Annotated in this window: 17 protein-coding genes; 10 read left to right on the top strand and 7 right to left on the bottom strand. The window is 62.2% G+C overall.

Translation table 11 applies throughout. From position 1 onward, the window contains the following. Positions 1-34: 34 nt before the first annotated feature. Both I3253_RS11230 and regB read right to left on the bottom strand, forming a co-directional pair. Positions 35-1,558, bottom strand: coding sequence for a PAS-domain containing protein (locus tag I3253_RS11230; protein WP_197917754.1), 1,524 nt, complete (start codon positions 1,556-1,558; stop codon positions 35-37). Between the two features lie 94 nt (positions 1,559-1,652). After that, the gene (gene regB / locus I3253_RS11225) at positions 1,653-3,038 is read right to left on the bottom strand and encodes a sensor histidine kinase RegB (protein ID WP_197917753.1); all 1,386 of its coding nucleotides are present in this window, start codon (positions 3,036-3,038) and stop codon (positions 1,653-1,655) included. 85 nt (positions 3,039-3,123) lie between these two features. On the opposite strand from regB, the gene I3253_RS11220 reads away from it, so the two are divergent. The 3 genes from I3253_RS11220 (at position 3,124) to I3253_RS11210 (ending at position 5,760) form a co-directional block, all read left to right on the top strand. Further along, positions 3,124-3,750, top strand: coding sequence for an SCO family protein (locus I3253_RS11220; RefSeq protein ID WP_197917752.1), 627 nt, complete (start codon positions 3,124-3,126; stop codon positions 3,748-3,750). A 69-nt stretch (positions 3,751-3,819) separates the two neighbouring features. Continuing rightward, positions 3,820-4,374 (top strand): ActR/PrrA/RegA family redox response regulator transcription factor, encoded by a 555-nt coding sequence (locus tag I3253_RS11215; protein ID WP_197917751.1) that lies wholly within the window; start codon positions 3,820-3,822, stop codon positions 4,372-4,374. Positions 4,375-4,500: 126 nt separating this feature from the next. Next, positions 4,501-5,760, top strand: coding sequence for an aminotransferase class V-fold PLP-dependent enzyme (locus I3253_RS11210; protein ID WP_197917750.1), 1,260 nt, complete (start codon positions 4,501-4,503; stop codon positions 5,758-5,760). Here the strand turns inward: I3253_RS11210 and I3253_RS11205 are convergent. The 4 genes from I3253_RS11205 to I3253_RS11190 are packed head-to-tail and all read right to left on the bottom strand — an operon-like array spanning position 5,757 to position 11,012. Continuing rightward, on the bottom strand, positions 5,757-6,620 hold the full coding sequence (locus I3253_RS11205; protein ID WP_197917749.1) for a BKACE family enzyme: 864 nt from the start codon (positions 6,618-6,620) through the stop codon (positions 5,757-5,759). The genes I3253_RS11210 and I3253_RS11205 overlap by 4 nt on opposite strands. A gap of 5 nt (positions 6,621-6,625) precedes the next feature. Beyond that, positions 6,626-7,414: a TIGR03084 family metal-binding protein gene (locus I3253_RS11200; protein WP_232236977.1), complete on the bottom strand. Its 789-nt coding sequence runs from the start codon at positions 7,412-7,414 to the stop codon at positions 6,626-6,628. Next, on the bottom strand, positions 7,411-9,396 hold the full coding sequence (locus tag I3253_RS11195; protein ID WP_197917748.1) for an acetyl-CoA carboxylase biotin carboxylase subunit: 1,986 nt from the start codon (positions 9,394-9,396) through the stop codon (positions 7,411-7,413). Before I3253_RS11195 ends, I3253_RS11200 begins: the two co-directional genes overlap by 4 nt. Next, on the bottom strand, positions 9,393-11,012 hold the full coding sequence (locus I3253_RS11190; protein WP_197917747.1) for an acyl-CoA carboxylase subunit beta: 1,620 nt from the start codon (positions 11,010-11,012) through the stop codon (positions 9,393-9,395). The genes I3253_RS11195 and I3253_RS11190 overlap by 4 nt, the downstream gene beginning before the upstream one ends. 173 nt (positions 11,013-11,185) lie before the next feature. Between I3253_RS11190 and I3253_RS11185 the strand changes: the two genes are divergently transcribed. After that, on the top strand, positions 11,186-11,971 hold the full coding sequence (locus tag I3253_RS11185) for a PaaX family transcriptional regulator C-terminal domain-containing protein (RefSeq protein ID WP_232272147.1): 786 nt from the start codon (positions 11,186-11,188) through the stop codon (positions 11,969-11,971). Between the two features lie 23 nt (positions 11,972-11,994). Here the strand turns inward: I3253_RS11185 and I3253_RS11180 are convergent, their stop codons facing one another. Continuing rightward, positions 11,995-12,714 (bottom strand): BUD32 family EKC/KEOPS complex subunit, encoded by a 720-nt coding sequence (locus I3253_RS11180; protein WP_232272146.1) that lies wholly within the window; start codon positions 12,712-12,714, stop codon positions 11,995-11,997. Between the two features lie 192 nt (positions 12,715-12,906). Here I3253_RS11180 and I3253_RS11175 point away from each other — a divergent pair, with 192 nt between their 5' ends. From I3253_RS11175 to hpf, 6 genes are all read left to right on the top strand, one after another. Next, on the top strand, positions 12,907-13,518 hold the full coding sequence (locus I3253_RS11175) for a ribonuclease D (RefSeq protein ID WP_197917744.1): 612 nt from the start codon (positions 12,907-12,909) through the stop codon (positions 13,516-13,518). Then, positions 13,518-14,492, top strand: coding sequence for a KpsF/GutQ family sugar-phosphate isomerase (locus I3253_RS11170; RefSeq protein ID WP_197917743.1), 975 nt, complete (start codon positions 13,518-13,520; stop codon positions 14,490-14,492). The genes I3253_RS11175 and I3253_RS11170 overlap by 1 nt, the downstream gene beginning before the upstream one ends. 4 nt (positions 14,493-14,496) lie before the next feature. Further along, complete coding sequence (gene lptC, locus I3253_RS11165) at positions 14,497-15,108, top strand: LPS export ABC transporter periplasmic protein LptC (RefSeq protein WP_197917742.1); 612 nt, start codon at positions 14,497-14,499, stop codon at positions 15,106-15,108. Positions 15,109-15,113: 5 nt separating this feature from the next. Then, positions 15,114-15,596, top strand: a complete 483-nt coding sequence (lptA, locus tag I3253_RS11160; protein WP_332255681.1) for a lipopolysaccharide transport periplasmic protein LptA — start codon at positions 15,114-15,116, stop codon at positions 15,594-15,596. 2 nt (positions 15,597-15,598) lie between these two features. Beyond that, positions 15,599-16,357, top strand: a complete 759-nt coding sequence (gene lptB / locus I3253_RS11155) for an LPS export ABC transporter ATP-binding protein (protein WP_197917741.1) — start codon at positions 15,599-15,601, stop codon at positions 16,355-16,357. 240 nt (positions 16,358-16,597) lie between these two features. Then, complete coding sequence (gene hpf / locus I3253_RS11150; RefSeq protein WP_197917740.1) at positions 16,598-17,167, top strand: ribosome hibernation-promoting factor, HPF/YfiA family; 570 nt, start codon at positions 16,598-16,600, stop codon at positions 17,165-17,167. The last annotated feature ends 4 nt before the right edge of the window (positions 17,168-17,171 follow it).

Below are 17,171 nucleotides of genomic sequence, written 5' to 3'. Positions count from 1 at the left end.
ACAGCGCGTGACGCCGCCCGCAAGCCGGATCGGGTCAGTTTTGAGGAAGAAGTACCGCGTCTGGCGTGGTGCCAGACAGCGTCGGGGCACCGAAACTGATCAGCGTCGCTCCGCGCCCGACCGGCCGCAGTTTGACGGTAAGGGCCTCGCCCGTTCTCAGTGTGACCTGCGCCTCCCAGGATGTGCGGGAGGACGAGGACATGATTGTGCCAGACACCCTGTTCCACACATCGGTTTGCTGTGTGGCGGATTTCCATAATGGCAGCGCATCACGCAAAGTGTACTCAGCAAGGCTCTGATCCGGGTCGCAGCGCCACAAGCTACGATAGGCCTTGTTGCAGAGGGTCAGTTCGCCGGTCGATGAAAATACCACAACGGCAGTGTCCAGACCGTCGAGCGTGGCCTGGCCAAGCTCCAGATCCGCCCGAAAGCGGCGGGTCAGGGAAATTTCCGCGCTGATATCCTCGAACAGAAAGGCGATTGCGCCGTCCGGGTGCGGACGCCCGGAAACCCGATAAGTCAGCCCTGACGGCAAGGTCCATGTTTCCGAATAGCGCCCGTCCGTAGCGGCGACAACCAACTCGGCAATCTGTTCGCGCCAGTTTGCGTAATCCTTGGGTTCTGGCATCACCCGGTTTTCCCGCATCCGGTCAAAGAAGGAATCAAGACTGGGCCTTGCCGAGAGGAAATCAGCCGGCAGCGCGGTCAGATCGATCAGGGCGGGGTTGAACAGCGCCAGTTGGCGGTTGCGGTCAAAGATCGCCAGTCCGATCGACAGCTGCGCAAAGGTCTTGGTGAGGGTCTGGACGAAATTCCGCTGTGCAATCTCGGCATTCACGATGGCGTTTGCGTCCGAAGCATAGTGCATCCTGCGCCCTTCTGACTGCACCTTGATCACATCAAACCAGTAAGTGCGCCCGTGTTCGGGATCGACAACCCCGCTACGCGCGGCCTGTTTTTCCGGCGTTGCCGGGTCCAGATCGAAAATGGGCGAACTGCCGGGTTCGCAGCTGCGCCCAAGCCGGGTGGCAAGGTCATCATATGCCGCGTTGCACCATGTCAGGGTATCATCCGGGCCGGTTTGCCAAATCGGGTTCGGCGCATCGAATATGGCCCTCCAGGAAACATCCTGCGCCTGGTGCGTCATGTCGGGCTTGCGCGTCAGGGCGACGCGGGCCGTGTCGCCCCACTGATCGATGACGGCAACGGCCGGTTCCAGCGGATCGCGGCTTTGCAGAACAAGCGTTTCGGTCGTGGCGCAACCGACCTGCGCGTTCGGAAGTCCGGGGAAAAGGGGGGCAAAGGCGGCATGAAGGTCACTCCAGCAATATTCGGCTGGCACGTTGGGAGAGATCGCGTTCAACGCGGCGGGATTGGCATCGCTCAAAACCCCGCCCCGGAACAGGAAAATCGCTGCTTGCCCGTGATTTCCGGTGGCATCCGGTTCTTGCCGCGCATTGCGGCCACGAGCCCGGTCCAGGACAAGAACTGCCACAATCACAAGAGCCGCGCCCACCAAAGAGGCGCTGATGTAGTAGATCGCTCCAAGCTCTGCCATTTGGACCCTTTTCAGGCGCATTCCCTCGGGACGGATCCTTGCGCGCCAGTGGTTAATACCGGGTTAACTGTTGGGTGCCTTGCGGCAGATCCCGTCATTTTCCGATCACCGGGTTCTGTCCCATCTGAACCGCATGTTCGCCCCGGATCGCGTCGATCGCGGCGCGCGGCCAGACAACCTCGACAATGGCGCCCGTGCGCGACGGTTCGTCCGTGCGCGGGGCAAAGCTGTCCGATCCATTGGCAAAGCTGAGTTCCGCCCCCGATCGCTCCAGCAAAGTCTTGGCGATGAACAGGCCCAGACCCATGCCTTCGTACCCCGGGCGCTGCTTGCGGTCGCGCTCGGTGCGGCGGCGGCGCACAAACGGGTCTCCGATGCGCCCGATGAGATGCGAGGGATAGCCGCGCCCGTCATCCATGATCCGCACGGTGATCCTCTCATCCGTCCATTCCGAATCCACCCAGACCGTGCTGGCAGAAAAATCCACCGCATTTTGAATCAGATTACGCAGCCCGTGAATGATCTCGGGGCGGCGCAGGATCGTGGGGCCTTCCTCGATGTCGTGATGATCGAAAAACACCTGCTTGCCCCGCTCAAGATGCGGTTCGGCGGCGTCTTCGATCACGGTGGACAGCGGCGCCATGCGCAGGTGAAGATCGTCCTTTCCGGCCCGGCCCATCGATTGCAGGATGTCGCGGCAGCGGTTGGCCTGTTCGCGGATCAGGGCCGCGTCTTCCTGAAGATCGGGGCGGTCGTCAAGCTCTTCGATCAACTCGGCGCTGGTCAGCTTGATCGTGGCCAGTGGCGTGCCAAGCTCATGTGCCGCAGCGGCAACCACGCCCCCCAGATCAGTCAGTTTCTGTTCCCGCGACAAGGCCATTTGCGTGGCCGCAAGCGCCCCGGACATGGATGCCATTTCCGACACCACCCGCCGCGAGTAGACAGAGCTGAACAGGATCGCGATCACGATCGCCACCCAGTTGCCGTACAGAAACACATCCGGGATGCGCAGGATGAAATACTGTTGCGTGCGCAGCGGCAGGTAGAATTCCAGCATGGCCGTGACCAGAACAATGGCAATCGCCGCGATCAGCAGGGTTGAACGCACCGAAAGAACCGAGGCCGAAATCGTGACAGGGCCCACAACCAGCACCGAAAACGGGTTGTTCAGACCGCCCGTCAGGAACAGCAGAAAGCTGAGCTGAAGCAGATCGAACATGATCATGAAGGCGTTTTCGGATTCCGACAGAAGCTTGTTTTCCGGGAACACGAACATCGCGATCAGATTGCCGATCACCGACACGCCGACCAGCAGATAGCAAAGCCCGTATTCCAGTTCCAGGTCAAAGGCGAATTGCGCGATCAGCAGGGCGATGATCTGGCCGAAGATGGCAACCCAGCGCACCAGGATGATGGTACGCAGGCGAATCCAGTTGCTGCGCCGTTCCCCGGACAGAAGTTCGGACGAAAAATCCGTCATGGCGCGCCTTTCCGCTTGTCTCTGGCCGGTCAATTGTTAGGTCTCTGCCATAGATCATTCAATTGCCATTCGTGAAGGTGTCGCCATGGTCCGCACTGTTGCCATAATCGCCGTATCCCTCGTCATCGCCGCATTGACCGGGCTTTGGATCGTGTCGCGAGGCGGCAACGAGGATCAATTTGCGCAATGCCGGCAAGGCCAGGTCGCGGGCGGTACTGCCGCGATCGGGGGCCCGTTCGAGCTGGTCAGTGAAACCGGCAAGACCGTAACGGACGAGGATGTGCTGACCGAGCCTTCGCTGATTTACTTCGGTTACACGTTCTGCCCAGATGTCTGTCCGATGGATGCGTCGCGCAATGCCGAGGCGGTGGATCTGCTTGAAGGTCAGGGCAGGATCGTGCAGCCGGTGTTCATCTCGATCGATCCGGCGCGCGATACGCCCGAAGTTTTGGCCGAATTCACCGATTACCTGCATCCGAGAATGCTGGGCCTGACGGGCTCGGCCGCGCAGATCAAGGCGGCAAGCCAGGCATACCGCACCTATTACAGGAAACAGGAGCCAGAGGATGGTGACGGGGAATACTACCTCATGGATCATTCGACATTCACCTATCTGACGCTGCCCGGATACGGGTTCGTCGACTATTTCCGGCGTGATACAACGCCCGAGGACATGGCCGCCCGGGTGGGCTGCTTTCTGGACAACATGTAATTGCGCGACCGCGTTTGACCCCGGCGCGGCGCCAAGCTACAACTTGGAAAATTGAGTTGGGAGAGGCGCATGGCCGAGAACGAGCTGCTGGACATCGGTCCCGACACGACACTGCTTCTGGTGGACGATGACGAGCCGTTTCTGAGGCGACTTGCCAAGGCCATGGAAAAACGCGGGTTCAAGGTGGAAACGGCGTCATCTGTTGCCGCCGGGCGCGCCATTGCTACTGCCCGCCCGCCGGCATACGCGGTTGTCGATCTGCGGCTGGAGGACGGAAACGGGCTTGATGTGGTCGAGGCGTTGCGCGAGAAACGCCCTGATTCCCGTGTTGTTGTGTTGACCGGATACGGTGCGATAGCAACAGCAGTGGCCGCTGTGAAGATCGGCGCGACCGACTATCTTTCCAAACCGGCCGATGCCGCGGATATCATGAACGCCCTGCTCAGCCCGGAAGACGCGTTGCCGCCGCCGCCCGACAACCCGATGAGCGCCGATCGCGTCCGGTGGGAACATATTCAGCGGGTCTATGAGCTATGCGATCGTAATGTGAGTGAAACCGCGCGGCGTCTGAATATGCACCGGCGCACGCTTCAGCGAATTCTGGCCAAGCGCAGCCCGCGCTGATTGATGAAAGAGGGGGCGCTGCCCCCGTCGCCGAGGGCGACTCCCCCGGGATATTTTTGGCCAAAAGAAGAGCGGGTGCCGTGGCAATCGGCAACCAAGGCTGTGATCCACTAGACAGGTTTTGACATGATACAAGAGAATGCCGCTTTGCAGGCCGTCATTCGGGACCGGTTTGCCCATGTGGACAACTGCCCGTTTCAGGGCCCGCGCGTGTTTTTCGAGAATGCCGGCGGCGCGCTGACCTTGAGAACCGTGGCCGAAACGTCGGCCAGGTTCGCTGCGATTCCGGACAATCAGGGGCGTGACAACGTCGCCTCCAGGGGACTGGTTGACGTGATCAACAGGGCCAGGGCGGATCTGGGCGTGTTCATGAACGCGTCTTCGGGACAGTTTTTTGCCGGGGAGAGCGGTACCGAGTTGTTGTTTCGCATGATCCGCACCGCCTGTGTGGCCGCGCCCGCGGGCGCCAAGGTAATCGGTTCGTCGATCGAGCATCCCGCCTCGCGCAGTGCGGCGCGGCGCTGGGCCGGTGTGGCGGGTTTGGAGTATGTGAATGTCCCGCATGACGATGCCAGCGGGTGTGTGACAGCCCAGGACTATGCCGCGCTGATGACGCCGGATGTGGCGGTTGCGACGATCCTGCATGCGTCGCCCGTGACCGGGATGGGTATGGATGTGGCGGCAATTGCCCGCGCCATCCGTGCGGTGTCGCCGGATTGCATGATTATCGTCGATGGTATTCAGCACGCGGCGCATGGGCAGATGGATATCGACAGTTATGACATCGACGGCTATGCGATTTCGCCCTACAAGGTGTTTTCGCGGCACGGCTATGGCATTGCCTGGATATCAGACCGGATGACGGCGCTGCCGCACGACATGCTGATCGGCGCGCCTGAATCCAGCTGGGAATTCGGCACCCGCGATACGGGCGCCTATGCCACGATGTCGGATGTTGTGGCCTATTTCGACTGGCTTGGCGGAGAAGTCTCCGGGGAGACCGACCGGCGCAAACGGATCGAGGCCGCCGGGCGTGCCATTCACGCCTATGAGACCCATTTGACCGATGCAATGATCAACGGCACCGGCAATCTGCCGGGGTTGCGGGATATGGATCACGTTACGATTCTGGGTGGCGCGGACAATCCGGCGCGCGAAGGGCTGGTATCGGTGGTGGTTGCGGGGCGGCCTTCGTCCGAGGTGGTGACGATCCTGAATGAGCAGGGTATTCGTACCCATACGCGCAAGGCGGATCATTATAGCGGCAATGTGCTTGAACCTCTGGGGCTGAGCGATTGCATCCGCATATCCCTGTGCCACTATAACAGCCTGGCGGAGGTGGCGCGGCTTTTATCCGTGCTGCGCGAGCTGGGTGAAACAGGTTAGGCGCCGGGCAGGCCCAGGATCCGGCGGGACTCGGCCGGGCTGGCGACGGCGCGGCCCGCGTTCCGCGCGCAGATCGCCAATGCCTCGATCAGTTCGCCGTTGGACCGGGTTTTGCCCCCGTCAGGCAGGTAGAACGTGTCCTCGACCCCGGTGCGCAGCATCCCGCCAAGTTCGGCGGCCTTTTGGTGCGTGGGCCATATTTCCAAGCGGCCAATCAGCGTGGCCTGCCAGTGGGAGCCGGGCAGGATGTACGCTTGCAGAAAGGCCAGCAGATCAGGGCTGACCGGCATCCCGGACGCAACACCCATCACAAGGTTGTATTGCGCGGCATCGGTCATGCCGTGTTTCACATACATCTCCACCGACCGCACGATACCGGTGTCGAAACACTCGAACTCGGGTCGTGCCCCGATTTCGGACATTACGTCCAGATGATCCTGAATTTTGTCCGGTGTGTTTTCGAACAGCATCGGTGGCCAGGCCCAATCGCCGTTCGCGCGCAATTTCAGGTAATTCAGCGATCCGGCATTGCAGGCAGCGATTTCGGGGCGCACCGCCCGCAATACGGACAGCGGACCGCTGTAATCGGGTGATGCGGTGCCGGTGGTGGCGTTGATCAGGATGTCGGGGCAGGCGGCGCGAATGGCGGCGACGATATCGGTGGCCACGGCGGGATCCCAGCTGGGCAAATGGCCCTGGCCCGGCTCTTGGCGGCGAAAATGCACATGGATGACGGAGGCACCGGCGTCATGGGCCTGGCGGGCCGATTGAGCGCACTCTTCGGGTGTGACCGGAACCGGGTGTTGGCGCGGATCGGTCAGGACGCCGTTCAGGGCGCAGGTCAGGATTGCCTTGTCCATGACAATTACCCGCGCGTGCCGGGTGCGGGTGGGGTTTCGGGCGGTCCGGCAAAGCATTGGGCATTGGCCATCCATGTTTCCGCCACCGCGCCCTGCACCTGCAACCCGGTATCGGCCAGCGCGCGGGTTTGAGTGACGACAGCGGCAAAGTCCGTGGCGGATCCCGTGATGCGCCCACCCGCAGCATCCCCGAATTCCCATAGGGCCCCGGACGGGGCGGTCAGGTCCAGTTTGGGCATTGTGTCTGGCACGGGCAGCCCATGTACCTGATGCGACCAGCCAAAGGTGTTCACCCCAAGAATCACGATATTGCGGATGCGGTCGCGGTCGCGCCGCGACAGACCCAGCGTGTCAAAGATCTCCATCCCGTGCGCCCAGGTTTCCATCTGGCGGGCTGTCATGAAGCTGCGCGCAGACATCGAGGGGCCAACCCAGATCAGCCGTGTCTTGGGATCCATTTCCGCCCAGCGCGGGGCCATGTCGCGTACCAGATCAATCCACGCATCACGCAGGGTGGTGCCCCGCGCGCCAATTGTGGCGTTCTCGGTGCCGCGCAGGCTGCCGGTTTCCTTTAACGAGGTCATTGCACCACCGATCACCTCCTGAAAGGCCGCCGCGTCCCGGGCCGCCAGATCGGCGCCCCTGTTCCAGAAATGCAGGTGCACCAGCACGTCCTCGATCGTCCAGCCCTTGAACTGGGTCGTCTGCCGTAACCCGGCATCGTCCAGATCGGCGATGGCGGCGTGCAGCGCCTCGCTTTCGGCCAGAAAATCCTGTGCCTGTGACAAGGTCATGTGTCTTCCTCCAGAATGGCGATCACCGTGCCCGATGTTACCTGCTGGCCGGCGGTTGTGAGAATGTTCGCCACCACGCCGCTGGTTGGTGCGGACAGGCGGTGCTGCATTTTCATGGCTTCCAGAATGGCGATGGTCTGCCCGGCCTGGACCCTGTCGCCGCTGGATACGCAGATCCCGGCAATCAGCCCCGGCATCGGCGCCACAATCTGGCCGCCGGTTTGTGCGTCGGTCGCCGCCAACCAGGGGCGATGCCGGCGGATAAACAGGTGCCGGCCACCGATCCGGGCAAACACGCCCCCCCCGGGGGCGGGCGCGTGGACGATGTTGTGCGTGGTTCCATCCACCTTGGCCCGAATGTTGGTGGCGCTGATATCGCCCAAGGACATGTGGCTGGTTCCGGCATCGCCATCAACCCGGAATGTCGGTTTGCCAAACCCGATGACCGTCAGGTGATGAACGGTGCCGTCAATCTCCAGTTCCATCTGAACGGGTGTTCCGCCATCCGAGGAAAACCCGATTAGCGCGGGATCAGAGCCACATGTCGCGTCCAGGGCGGTGTGCATCTCGGAGCAAAGCAGCAAACCGGCGGCACAGGCGATCGCTGTCTGTGGGAGGGCTTCCGGCGCCCAGCCTTCGGGAAAAGCCTCGTCCAGAAAGCTGGTAGTTGCCGCGCCCTGCGCAAAGCCGGGCGCGCGCAGGATATCCTGAAGAAAGGAGCCGTTGGTCGTCAGACCCAGGGCCGCGGTGCCTTCCAGCCCGGCGATCAGGGCGCGTCTTGCGGCGTCGCGGGTTGGCCCGTGCGCGATGATTTTTGCCAGCATCGGGTCGTAATGGGGCGACACGGTGCTTCCCGTGGCAATTCCGCTGTCCACCCGCACGTCTGGCCCCGGTTGCCACAGGGCAACGGTGCCCGTCGCGGGCAGGAAATCATTGGCAGGATCCTCGGCATACAGACGTGCCTCAATGGCATGGCCGTTCAGGCAAATATCATCTTGCGCCACGGGCAATGGCGCGCCCTGCGCGACAGAGAATTGCAGCGCCACCAGATCAAGCCCGGTGATCAGTTCGGTCACGGGGTGTTCCACCTGAAGCCGGGTGTTCATCTCCAGAAAATAAAAGGCACCGGTTTCATCCAACAGGAACTCTACGGTTCCCGCCCCGCGATACCCAACCGCCTTTGCGGCAGCCACCGCCGCCGCGCCCATCCGCGCGCGCAATGGGGCGTCAACCGCGGGGCCGGGCGCCTCTTCGATCACTTTCTGGTGGCGGCGTTGCACCGAGCAATCGCGCTCTCCCAGGTGAATGATGGCGCCATGGGCATCGGCCATGACCTGAATCTCGACATGGCGCGGGCGCTGAATGGCTTGTTCAAGGATCAGGTGGTCATTGCCAAAGGCTGCCCGGGCCTCTGCCCGCGCACGCAACAGGGCTTCGGGCAGGTCGGGCGCGTTCGTGACCAACCGCATCCCCTTGCCCCCGCCACCGGCGGCGGCCTTGACCATCACCGGAAACCCGATACGCGCGGCCTCTGCGATCAGGGTGGCGTCATCCTGCGCGGCGCCCTCATAACCCGGAACACAAGGCACCCCGGCCGCCTGCATCCGCCGCTTTGCCTTGGCCTTGTCGCCCATGGCTTCGATGGCATCCGGGGACGGCCCGACAAATACCAGACCGGCCGCCTCGACCGCCCTTGCAAAATCCGCATTCTCCGACAGGAACCCATAGCCGGGATGAATAGCGCCGGCCCCGCTTGCCTCTGCCGCCTTCAGAAGCGCCGCGATATTCAGATAGCTTTGCGCCGCCGTCGCCGGGCCGATACAGATCGCCTGATCCGCCATCGCCACATGGGGCGCATCGGCGTCGGCGCTGGAATATACCGCCACGGTGCGCAGCCCCATTTCGCGCGCCGTGCGCATCACCCGCACGGCGATTTCACCACGATTGGCCACCAGAACCGAGCTGAACCGGGCGCCGCTCATGCCCGGGCCACCCCAAACGCATTGGGGTTCAGCCTCCGCTTTTGCGCCTCAAGGCAGGTTTGCAGACAAAAGGCGATCACCTTGCGGCTGTCGCGCGGGTCGATCACGCCATGGTCAAGCACTTTGCCGGAGGTGTAGAACGGCGAACTCTGGCGATCGAACAGCGCCTCGATTGCGGCTTCCTGCGTGGCCAGCCGGTCTTCGTCCATGTCCACGCCCCTGCGCTCCGCCCCGGCCCGCGCCACCAGCGACATGGTACGCGCAGCCTGTGCGCCGCCCATCACGCCCGAACGGGACGTGGGCCAGGCAAACAGAAAGTCAGGCTGATAGGCGATGCCGCACATGCCATAATTCCCGGCCCCGAAACTGGCCCCCGTGTAAAGCGTGATCTTGGGAACACGCGCATTGGCCACGGCCTGGATCATCTTGGAGCCATGCTTGATCATCCCGGCGCGTTCATATTCCACGCCCACCATATAGCCGGTGGTATTGTTCAGGAACACCAGCGGCGTTCCGGCCTGATCGCAGGCCTGAATGAAATGCGTGGCCTTGTTGGCGCCTGCCGGATCAATCGGGCCGTTATTGGCCAGAATGCCCACGGTGACGCCATGCACCCGCGCTTGCAGGCACAGGGTTGCCGGGCCGAAATCCGGTTTGAATTCGTCGAAATCCGATCCGTCCACCAGCCGCGCGACCAGTTCGCGCATGTCATAGGGCGTGGCCCAGTCGGCCGGCACCACTCCGGCGATCTCATCAGGGTCGTGGACCGGCTCGGCAACGGACCGCGCCTGGGGGGCCGGCATGTCGCGGTTCCAGTCCAGCCGCGCCATGACACGGCGCGCCATGTCGATGGCGTGAATATCGTCCTGGGCCATGTATTCCACCAGCCCGGACACGCTGGCGTGCATCTCGGCGCCGCCCAGTTCGGCATCGCTGGCGGTTTCACCCGTCGCCGCATGGACCAGCGCTGCCCCGGCCAGCGCGGCCATTCCATTGCGCCGCACACCGATCACGTAATCCGACAGGCCCGGCATATAAGCCCCCCCCGCCGTAGACGGCCCATGCAACACCGCAACCGTTGGCAGACCGGCGGCGGACAGGCGGGCCAGATTGCGGAACACCGCCCCGCCCTGTGCCCAGTCTTCGACGCGATAGTTCATCAGATTGGCCCCGGCGCTTTCCACCAGATGCAGAAAGGGCAGCTTCTGGCGCAGAGCAATCTCCTGGGCCGACAGCATGGCCTGAAGCGCCATCGGGCTGAGCGCACCGGCATTGATGCCGCTGTCATCCACCACGATCATCGCCCGCACTCCCGAGACAAAGCCGATCCCGATCAGGAATGTCGATCCGGGCAGCGACTTTTCGGCATCGTCGGTATCGGCCATGTATCCGGCCAGGCTGTGCAGCCGCAGGAACGGCAATCCGGGATCAAGCAGGCGCGCCAGGCGTTCGCGCGGTGTGATCTGTCCGCGCTGGCGAAACCGGTCGCGGCGCTGTTCGGATTTGGTGGCGGTCCGGGCTTCCAACGCCCGCAACGTCTCGACAGCGCGCAGCATGGCCGCGCGATTGGACGTGTAACCGGGCGCGCCCGGCGTGATCCGTGATCCTTGCCACATTGGTTGGCGCCTCCCTTGCCGCCCATGGGTCATCCGCCAGAATGCGGCGCGGGAGGCGGTGCATCAACCGGGCAGTTTCATGACGTGACGGCAGAACCCCGTGGATCCCTGCTTCAGCGGGGCTTGAGTGCACCGGGCCACGCCGATACTGTCACCCCATGCAAGACACTGAATTGCAAACGGATATTCAGCGCATCGCTGAATGCGGCCCGATCCGGGTCTGGTCGCTTGTGGTGACGATCATGGGGGATCTGTGCCAGTCGCCGGACACGTGCATTCCGGGCAAAACGCTGGGCGATCTTGTCGGGCGGTTGGGCATCACCAATCAGGCCCTGCGCGTGGCATTGCACCGCCTGCGGCGCGATGGCTGGATTCAGACAGTGCGCGAAGGCCGTACCTCGAATTATTTCCTGTCCGATCGTGGGCGCGAGCTGACATTGGCGGTGCGGGATCAGATCTATCACCCCGCCCCGCCAACCGACACGACGGTCTGGCTTGTCATGGCACCACAGACGATGCCCGCCAATGATTTTTCGGAGAACCTGCCTGACGAGTCCGTGGCCCTGTCGCCGCGCGTCGCGCTGATCGCGGAAAAGCCGGACCCGTCCGAAGATTATCTGATCTTGCCTTTCGCGCCTCACACCCTGCCGCAATGGGCCGCCCTGGCGGTGGCCCCGGAGGAGTTGCAACGTGAATTCTCGGATCTTCGGGATGCGGTTGCCCTGGTTCTGGATCGGCCGGATCCTGCATCGCTGACAGATCGAACCGCGCTTCGGCTTGTCATTTTGCACCATTGGCGGCGGCTGGTTCTGCGCCAATCGGGACTTGCGGATCTGGTATTGCCGGCTGACTGGCCGGGCACTCTGGCCCGTGACAGTGTCCAGGCCGCGCTGAAACGATACCCGCGCCCCGATCCCGAGGCCCTGAACCGGGAATGCGGCCAGGAGACCCGGTTCTGACCAGATCGCCTTGCGCCGCGAGTTCAGATGTCCCGGCTCTGGGCGCGTGCCAGGAACAGATCGAACAGATGCGGAATCGCCTTGAACTCGCGCCCGTGTTTGCCCCGCCGCCACTGCACCGGCTTTGTCACCCACTCGGCCCATCGCATCCGGCCGCACCATTGCTGCGCCAGTTCCCAGGTGCCGGCAGGTGCGCGTTCCCGATAGGCCGCCAGGGCATCTGGCAGCGCCTCGGTTGCGTTGGGTGAATGGGCCAGAACGTTGAAGGCAAACACAACCAGATCGCGGGCATGTCCCCTAAGCGTGTTGTTGCGGTGGCGGTAGCGTTCGAAATCCAGAAGCACAAAGCCGTTTTCGGACAGGCACATGTCCTTGGGGCTGGGGCGCCCGTGGCTGAACCCCAGTGCGTGAAACCGTCCCAGCGTGCCGGCCGCATCCAGCAGAAGCGCCCGCCGACGCATGGTATCATCCTCGAAATGCAACAAATGACGCAGATCCGTGCCGCAATCCGGCAAAACGATGTAATCGGCGCCCTCGGCACACAGGTCCGGCACGGGGGCGCGGGCGGCATTCATTTCGCGAAGCGCGATACGTTCACGCTCGAACGCGGCCCGCGGATTGCCCTTTTGCAGACGGAAACGCCAGTTCAGCCGCTCTGGCCGCTTGATCCAGAACGCGCGGCTGCCAATCTCTATCCGCTCGATGCGCGGTGCAGGGCCGCGCCCGTGCGACTCGGCCAGCATCCGCAACTCTTCTTCGACACTCGGGGGCGCTCTGTAATCCATTCCGGGGAATGTATGTATCTGGGTTGGCGTCGTAAAGTTGTTACATCGTCACTTCGCGACACTTCGCTCTTGTCGTCTATTCCACGGAGAAAGATTGAATCGCGCTACCGGAACCCGTAAGTCCTTGGCAATTGTGTAGTCGAGGATGAAATGGCGAATTACCTCTATCAGAACGATCTGCCCGACGGTCTTGATCTTGGCCCTGTTGTGGCGATTGATTGTGAAACCATGGGCCTGAACCCGCATCGTGACCGCCTGTGCGTGATCCAGATGTCGGGCGGGGACGGTAACGCGCATCTTGTCCAGGTGGCCGTGGGGCAACGCGCCGCGCCCAACCTGTGCCGGATGCTGGAAAATCCCGATGTTTTGAAGCTGTTCCATTTCGGCCGCTTTGACATTGCCGCGATGTATAACGCATTCGGCGCGCTGACCGCGCCGGTTTATTGCACCAAAATCGCCTCGAAACTGGTGCGCACCTATACCGACCGGCACGGGCTGAAGAATTTGCTGCAAGAGCTTTTGAACGTGGACATCTCCAAGATGCAGCAGCAAAGCGATTGGGGTGCCGAAAGCCTGAGCGAGGCACAATTGTCTTATGCCGCGTCAGACGTACTGTACCTGCACCGCCTGCGCGAAGAACTGGACAATCGCCTGGATCGCGAAGGCCGGACCGACATGGCCCGGGCCTGTTTCGAGTTTCTGCCGATGCGCGCCCGGCTGGATCTGGCGGGCTGGCCCGAACAGGATATTTTTTCACATTGATGACCGACACCGACAAACAAACCTTTCTTGACACCGCCCGCCGCGTGATCGCCACCGAGGCGGACGCGCTTTCGCAGCTTGCCAATGGTCTGGGAGGAGAGTTCGCGGATGCGGTCGGGCTGCTTTTGTCGGTCCGGGGGCGGGTGATCGTATCGGGTATGGGCAAATCCGGCCATATCGCGCGCAAGATTGCCGCGACCTTTGCCTCGACCGGCACGCCGGCGCATTTTGTGCACCCGGCCGAGGCCAGCCATGGCGATCTGGGCATGATGGCACAGGGCGACGTGGCGCTGGTGCTGTCCAATTCCGGGGAAACCCCGGAACTGGCCGATCTGGTGGCCTATACCCGCCGCTTTGGTATCCCGCTGATCGGCGTCGCCAGCCGTGCCGATTCGACATTGATCAAGCAAAGCGATATCGGCCTGATCCTGCCCCGCGCCGCCGAGGCTTGTGGCACGGGCGTTGTTCCCACCAGCTCTACGACGATGACGCTGGCGCTGGGCGATGCATTGGCCGTTGCGCTGATGGAGCATCGCCGCTTTACCCCCGAACATTTCCGCGAATTCCACCCCGGCGGAAAGCTGGGCGCACAGCTGTCGCGCGTGCGTGACCTGATGCATGACGGTGCCGCGCTGCCATTGATTTCCGCGGAGTCCCCGATGGCCGACGTGTTGATCGAAATCAGCCAGAAGGGATTTGGCGTGGCAGGTGTGACGGATGGGAACGGTGCGCTTGCCGGGATCATCACCGATGGCGACCTGCGGCGCCACATGGCCGGGTTGCTGGATCACGACGCCGCTGCCGTCATGACGGCAGCCCCGCAAACCATCGCGCCGGGCGCCCTGGCGGAAGAGGCTGTCGCGATCATGAACCGCCGCAAGATCACCTGTCTGTTCGTGGTGGATCCCGACGGGCCGGGCAATGCGATTGGCCTGCTGCATATTCACGACTGCCTGCGCGCCGGGCTGGGCTAGGCCCATGCGCCGCGCCTTTACATATTCGCGCATCGTGGCCTGGCTGAAAGTGCTGCTGCCATTGGCCGCCCTGGCATTGCTCAGCACGTTGTTCCTGGTGCCGCGCAGCTTCGATCTGGAAGGCGCCATACCCTTTGCCAAGGTCGAGCTGGAGAAACGCCTGCGCGACCAACAGATCACCGCCCCCTATTTCGCTGGACAAACGGACGGGGGCCACATCATCTCGTTGTCCGCCGAAACCGCGCGCCCCGACCCGGACGCGCCAGACAGCACCATCGCGGTGAACGTCGCAGCCCGGATCGAGACGACGGATGGCGGCGTCTTCACCGTGCGCGCCGATCAGGGCGAAGCGGACGGAGAGTTTCAGGAAGTCACGCTGGAGGGCAAGGTGGTCATGACATCGTCAACCGACATCACGGTACGGACCGAAACCATGATTTTCGGGCTCGAGGAGGTGCGCGCCGAAAGCGGCGGCGACATTGCCGCCGACACACCGATGGGCACACTGACGGCCGGCCGCATGGCGCTGCGTCCGGCGGACAATTCGGATGATATATATTTGTTTTTCACGAAAGGTGTGAAATTGATATACACACCCACACACGCGACGAGGTGATATTCGTGCAGTTTTTGCGTCTTCTGTTGATTGCCGCTCTGGCGGTCGGCCCGACCATTTCCATGGCTCAGGGCTTCAAGGTTGCCTTTGGCGAAATGCAGCAGGACAGCAGCCTGCCCGTCGAGGTGACGGCCGACAACCTTTCGGTCAATCAGAACGACGGCAGCGCGGTGTTTTCGGGCAATGTCGATATTTCGCAGGGCGAGATGCGCATGACCGCCGACAAGGTGAACGTGTTCTACAATTCCGAAAACCGGACGGTGGCCCGCCTTCTGGCGACGGGCGATGTACTGGTGGCCCAGGGCAAGGATGTGGCCGAGGCCGACATGGCCGACTACAGCATCGCCGAATCCACGGTGAAACTGTCCGGTAACGTGATGGTCGTGCAGGAATCCAGCACCATTACCGCAGATGAGATGTTTCTGAATCTCGCCAAGAATACCGCCGAAATGCAAGGCCGTGTGAAAACGGTTCTGAGGAGCGAATGAGCATGGCCAAGCCTGACCTTGCCATCACGGACGGCCAATCCGGGTTGCGGGTGGACAACCTGCGCAAGGCCTATCGCAAACGTGTGGTGATCCGCGACTTTTCGATGGAGCTGAGCCGGGGCGAGGTTGTGGCGTTGCTGGGCCCGAACGGCGCGGGCAAAACCACCGCTTTCTATGCGATTGCGGGGCTGGTCTTTCCGGAAGGCGGGCATGTGTACATCGACGGGCGCGATGCCACGACGCTGCCGATGTATCGCCGCGCCAAGCTGGGAATCGGCTATCTGCCTCAGGAAATGTCGATCTTTCGCGGGCTTTCCGTCGAAGACAACATCATCGCGATTCTGGATATCACCCAGAAGGACCGCCACAAGCGGCGTGAGCGGCTGGAAGAGCTGCTTTCAGAGTTTTCCATCGAGCATCTGCGGCGCGCGCCCGCGCTGGCCCTTTCGGGCGGGGAGCGCCGCCGGGTCGAAATTGCCCGCTGTCTGGCGGCCAATCCCAAATACCTGCTGTTGGACGAACCGTTTGCCGGGGTTGATCCGATTTCGGTGGGCGATATCCGCCATCTGGTGGCCGACCTCAGGAAGCGCGGCATCGGGGTGTTGATCACGGACCATAACGTGCGGGAAACGCTGGAAATCGTGGATCGCGCCTACATCCTGCATGACGGCAAGGTGTTGATGTCCGGCACCCCGGACGATGTGGTGGAAAACGAGAATGTGCGCCGCGTCTACCTGGGTGACAATTTCCGAATTTCGTGATTCCGGCGTCAGAGGTTTTTCGCCGAAAATTGGACTCAGATCATTGACACTTTGCCCCTCTGATCCTCAAATAACAGCTATGACATTTCTGCCAATCCCTGCGCTTTTCCGGGCGGCCTTGTTGAAAAGGCCCGGTCGGACGCAAGGTTCGGGAATGTCGAAATCCAGCATTCGGACCTGATAAAAAACGGGGTGCTTTCACGCCCGCCCGGTCCGACATGTCATCGAAAAGGAGACAGGATGCGCTATCAAATCACTGGAAAACACATCGACATCGGAGCAGCCCTTCAAACCCATGTCAAAGACGAACTGGGCGCCGTGGTCAGCAAATATGCCGAGCGCCCGACCGATGCGAACATCATTTTCTCCAAAAGCGCACATGAATTCGTTTGCGAGGCCACGGTCCACCTGTCGACCGGGCTGACCGCTCAGGCCAAGGCCCACGCCACCGAAATCTATGCGGCGTTCGACGATTGCAGCGCCAAGATGGAAAAGCAGCTGCGCCGCTACAAGCGCCGCCTGAAGGACCATCACCGGGATCGAACAGAACCGGTTGAACTCTTCGGCGCGTCCTCTTATATCCTCGCGCCAGAAGTGGAAGCCGCAGAGGCGGAGCCCGACACACTCCAACCTGTGATCGTCGCCGAGATGGAAACCAAGATCCAGTCTCTCAGCGTTGGCGAAGCGGTCATGCAGATGGAGCTGGCGGGGGCACCGATCCTGGTTTTCAAGAACGAGGGAAAAGACGGGCTGAATGTCGTGTATCGCCGGGATGACGGCAATATCGGCTGGATCGACCCGCAGATGTAAAAGG

The organism is Thiosulfatihalobacter marinus, from assembly GCF_016019955.1.
In the GTDB taxonomy this organism is placed as follows: domain Bacteria; phylum Pseudomonadota; class Alphaproteobacteria; order Rhodobacterales; family Rhodobacteraceae; genus Shimia; species Shimia marinus_A.
The sequence above is the reverse complement of the archived record's forward strand: the minus strand, read 5'-3'. Positions and strand labels throughout refer to the sequence as shown.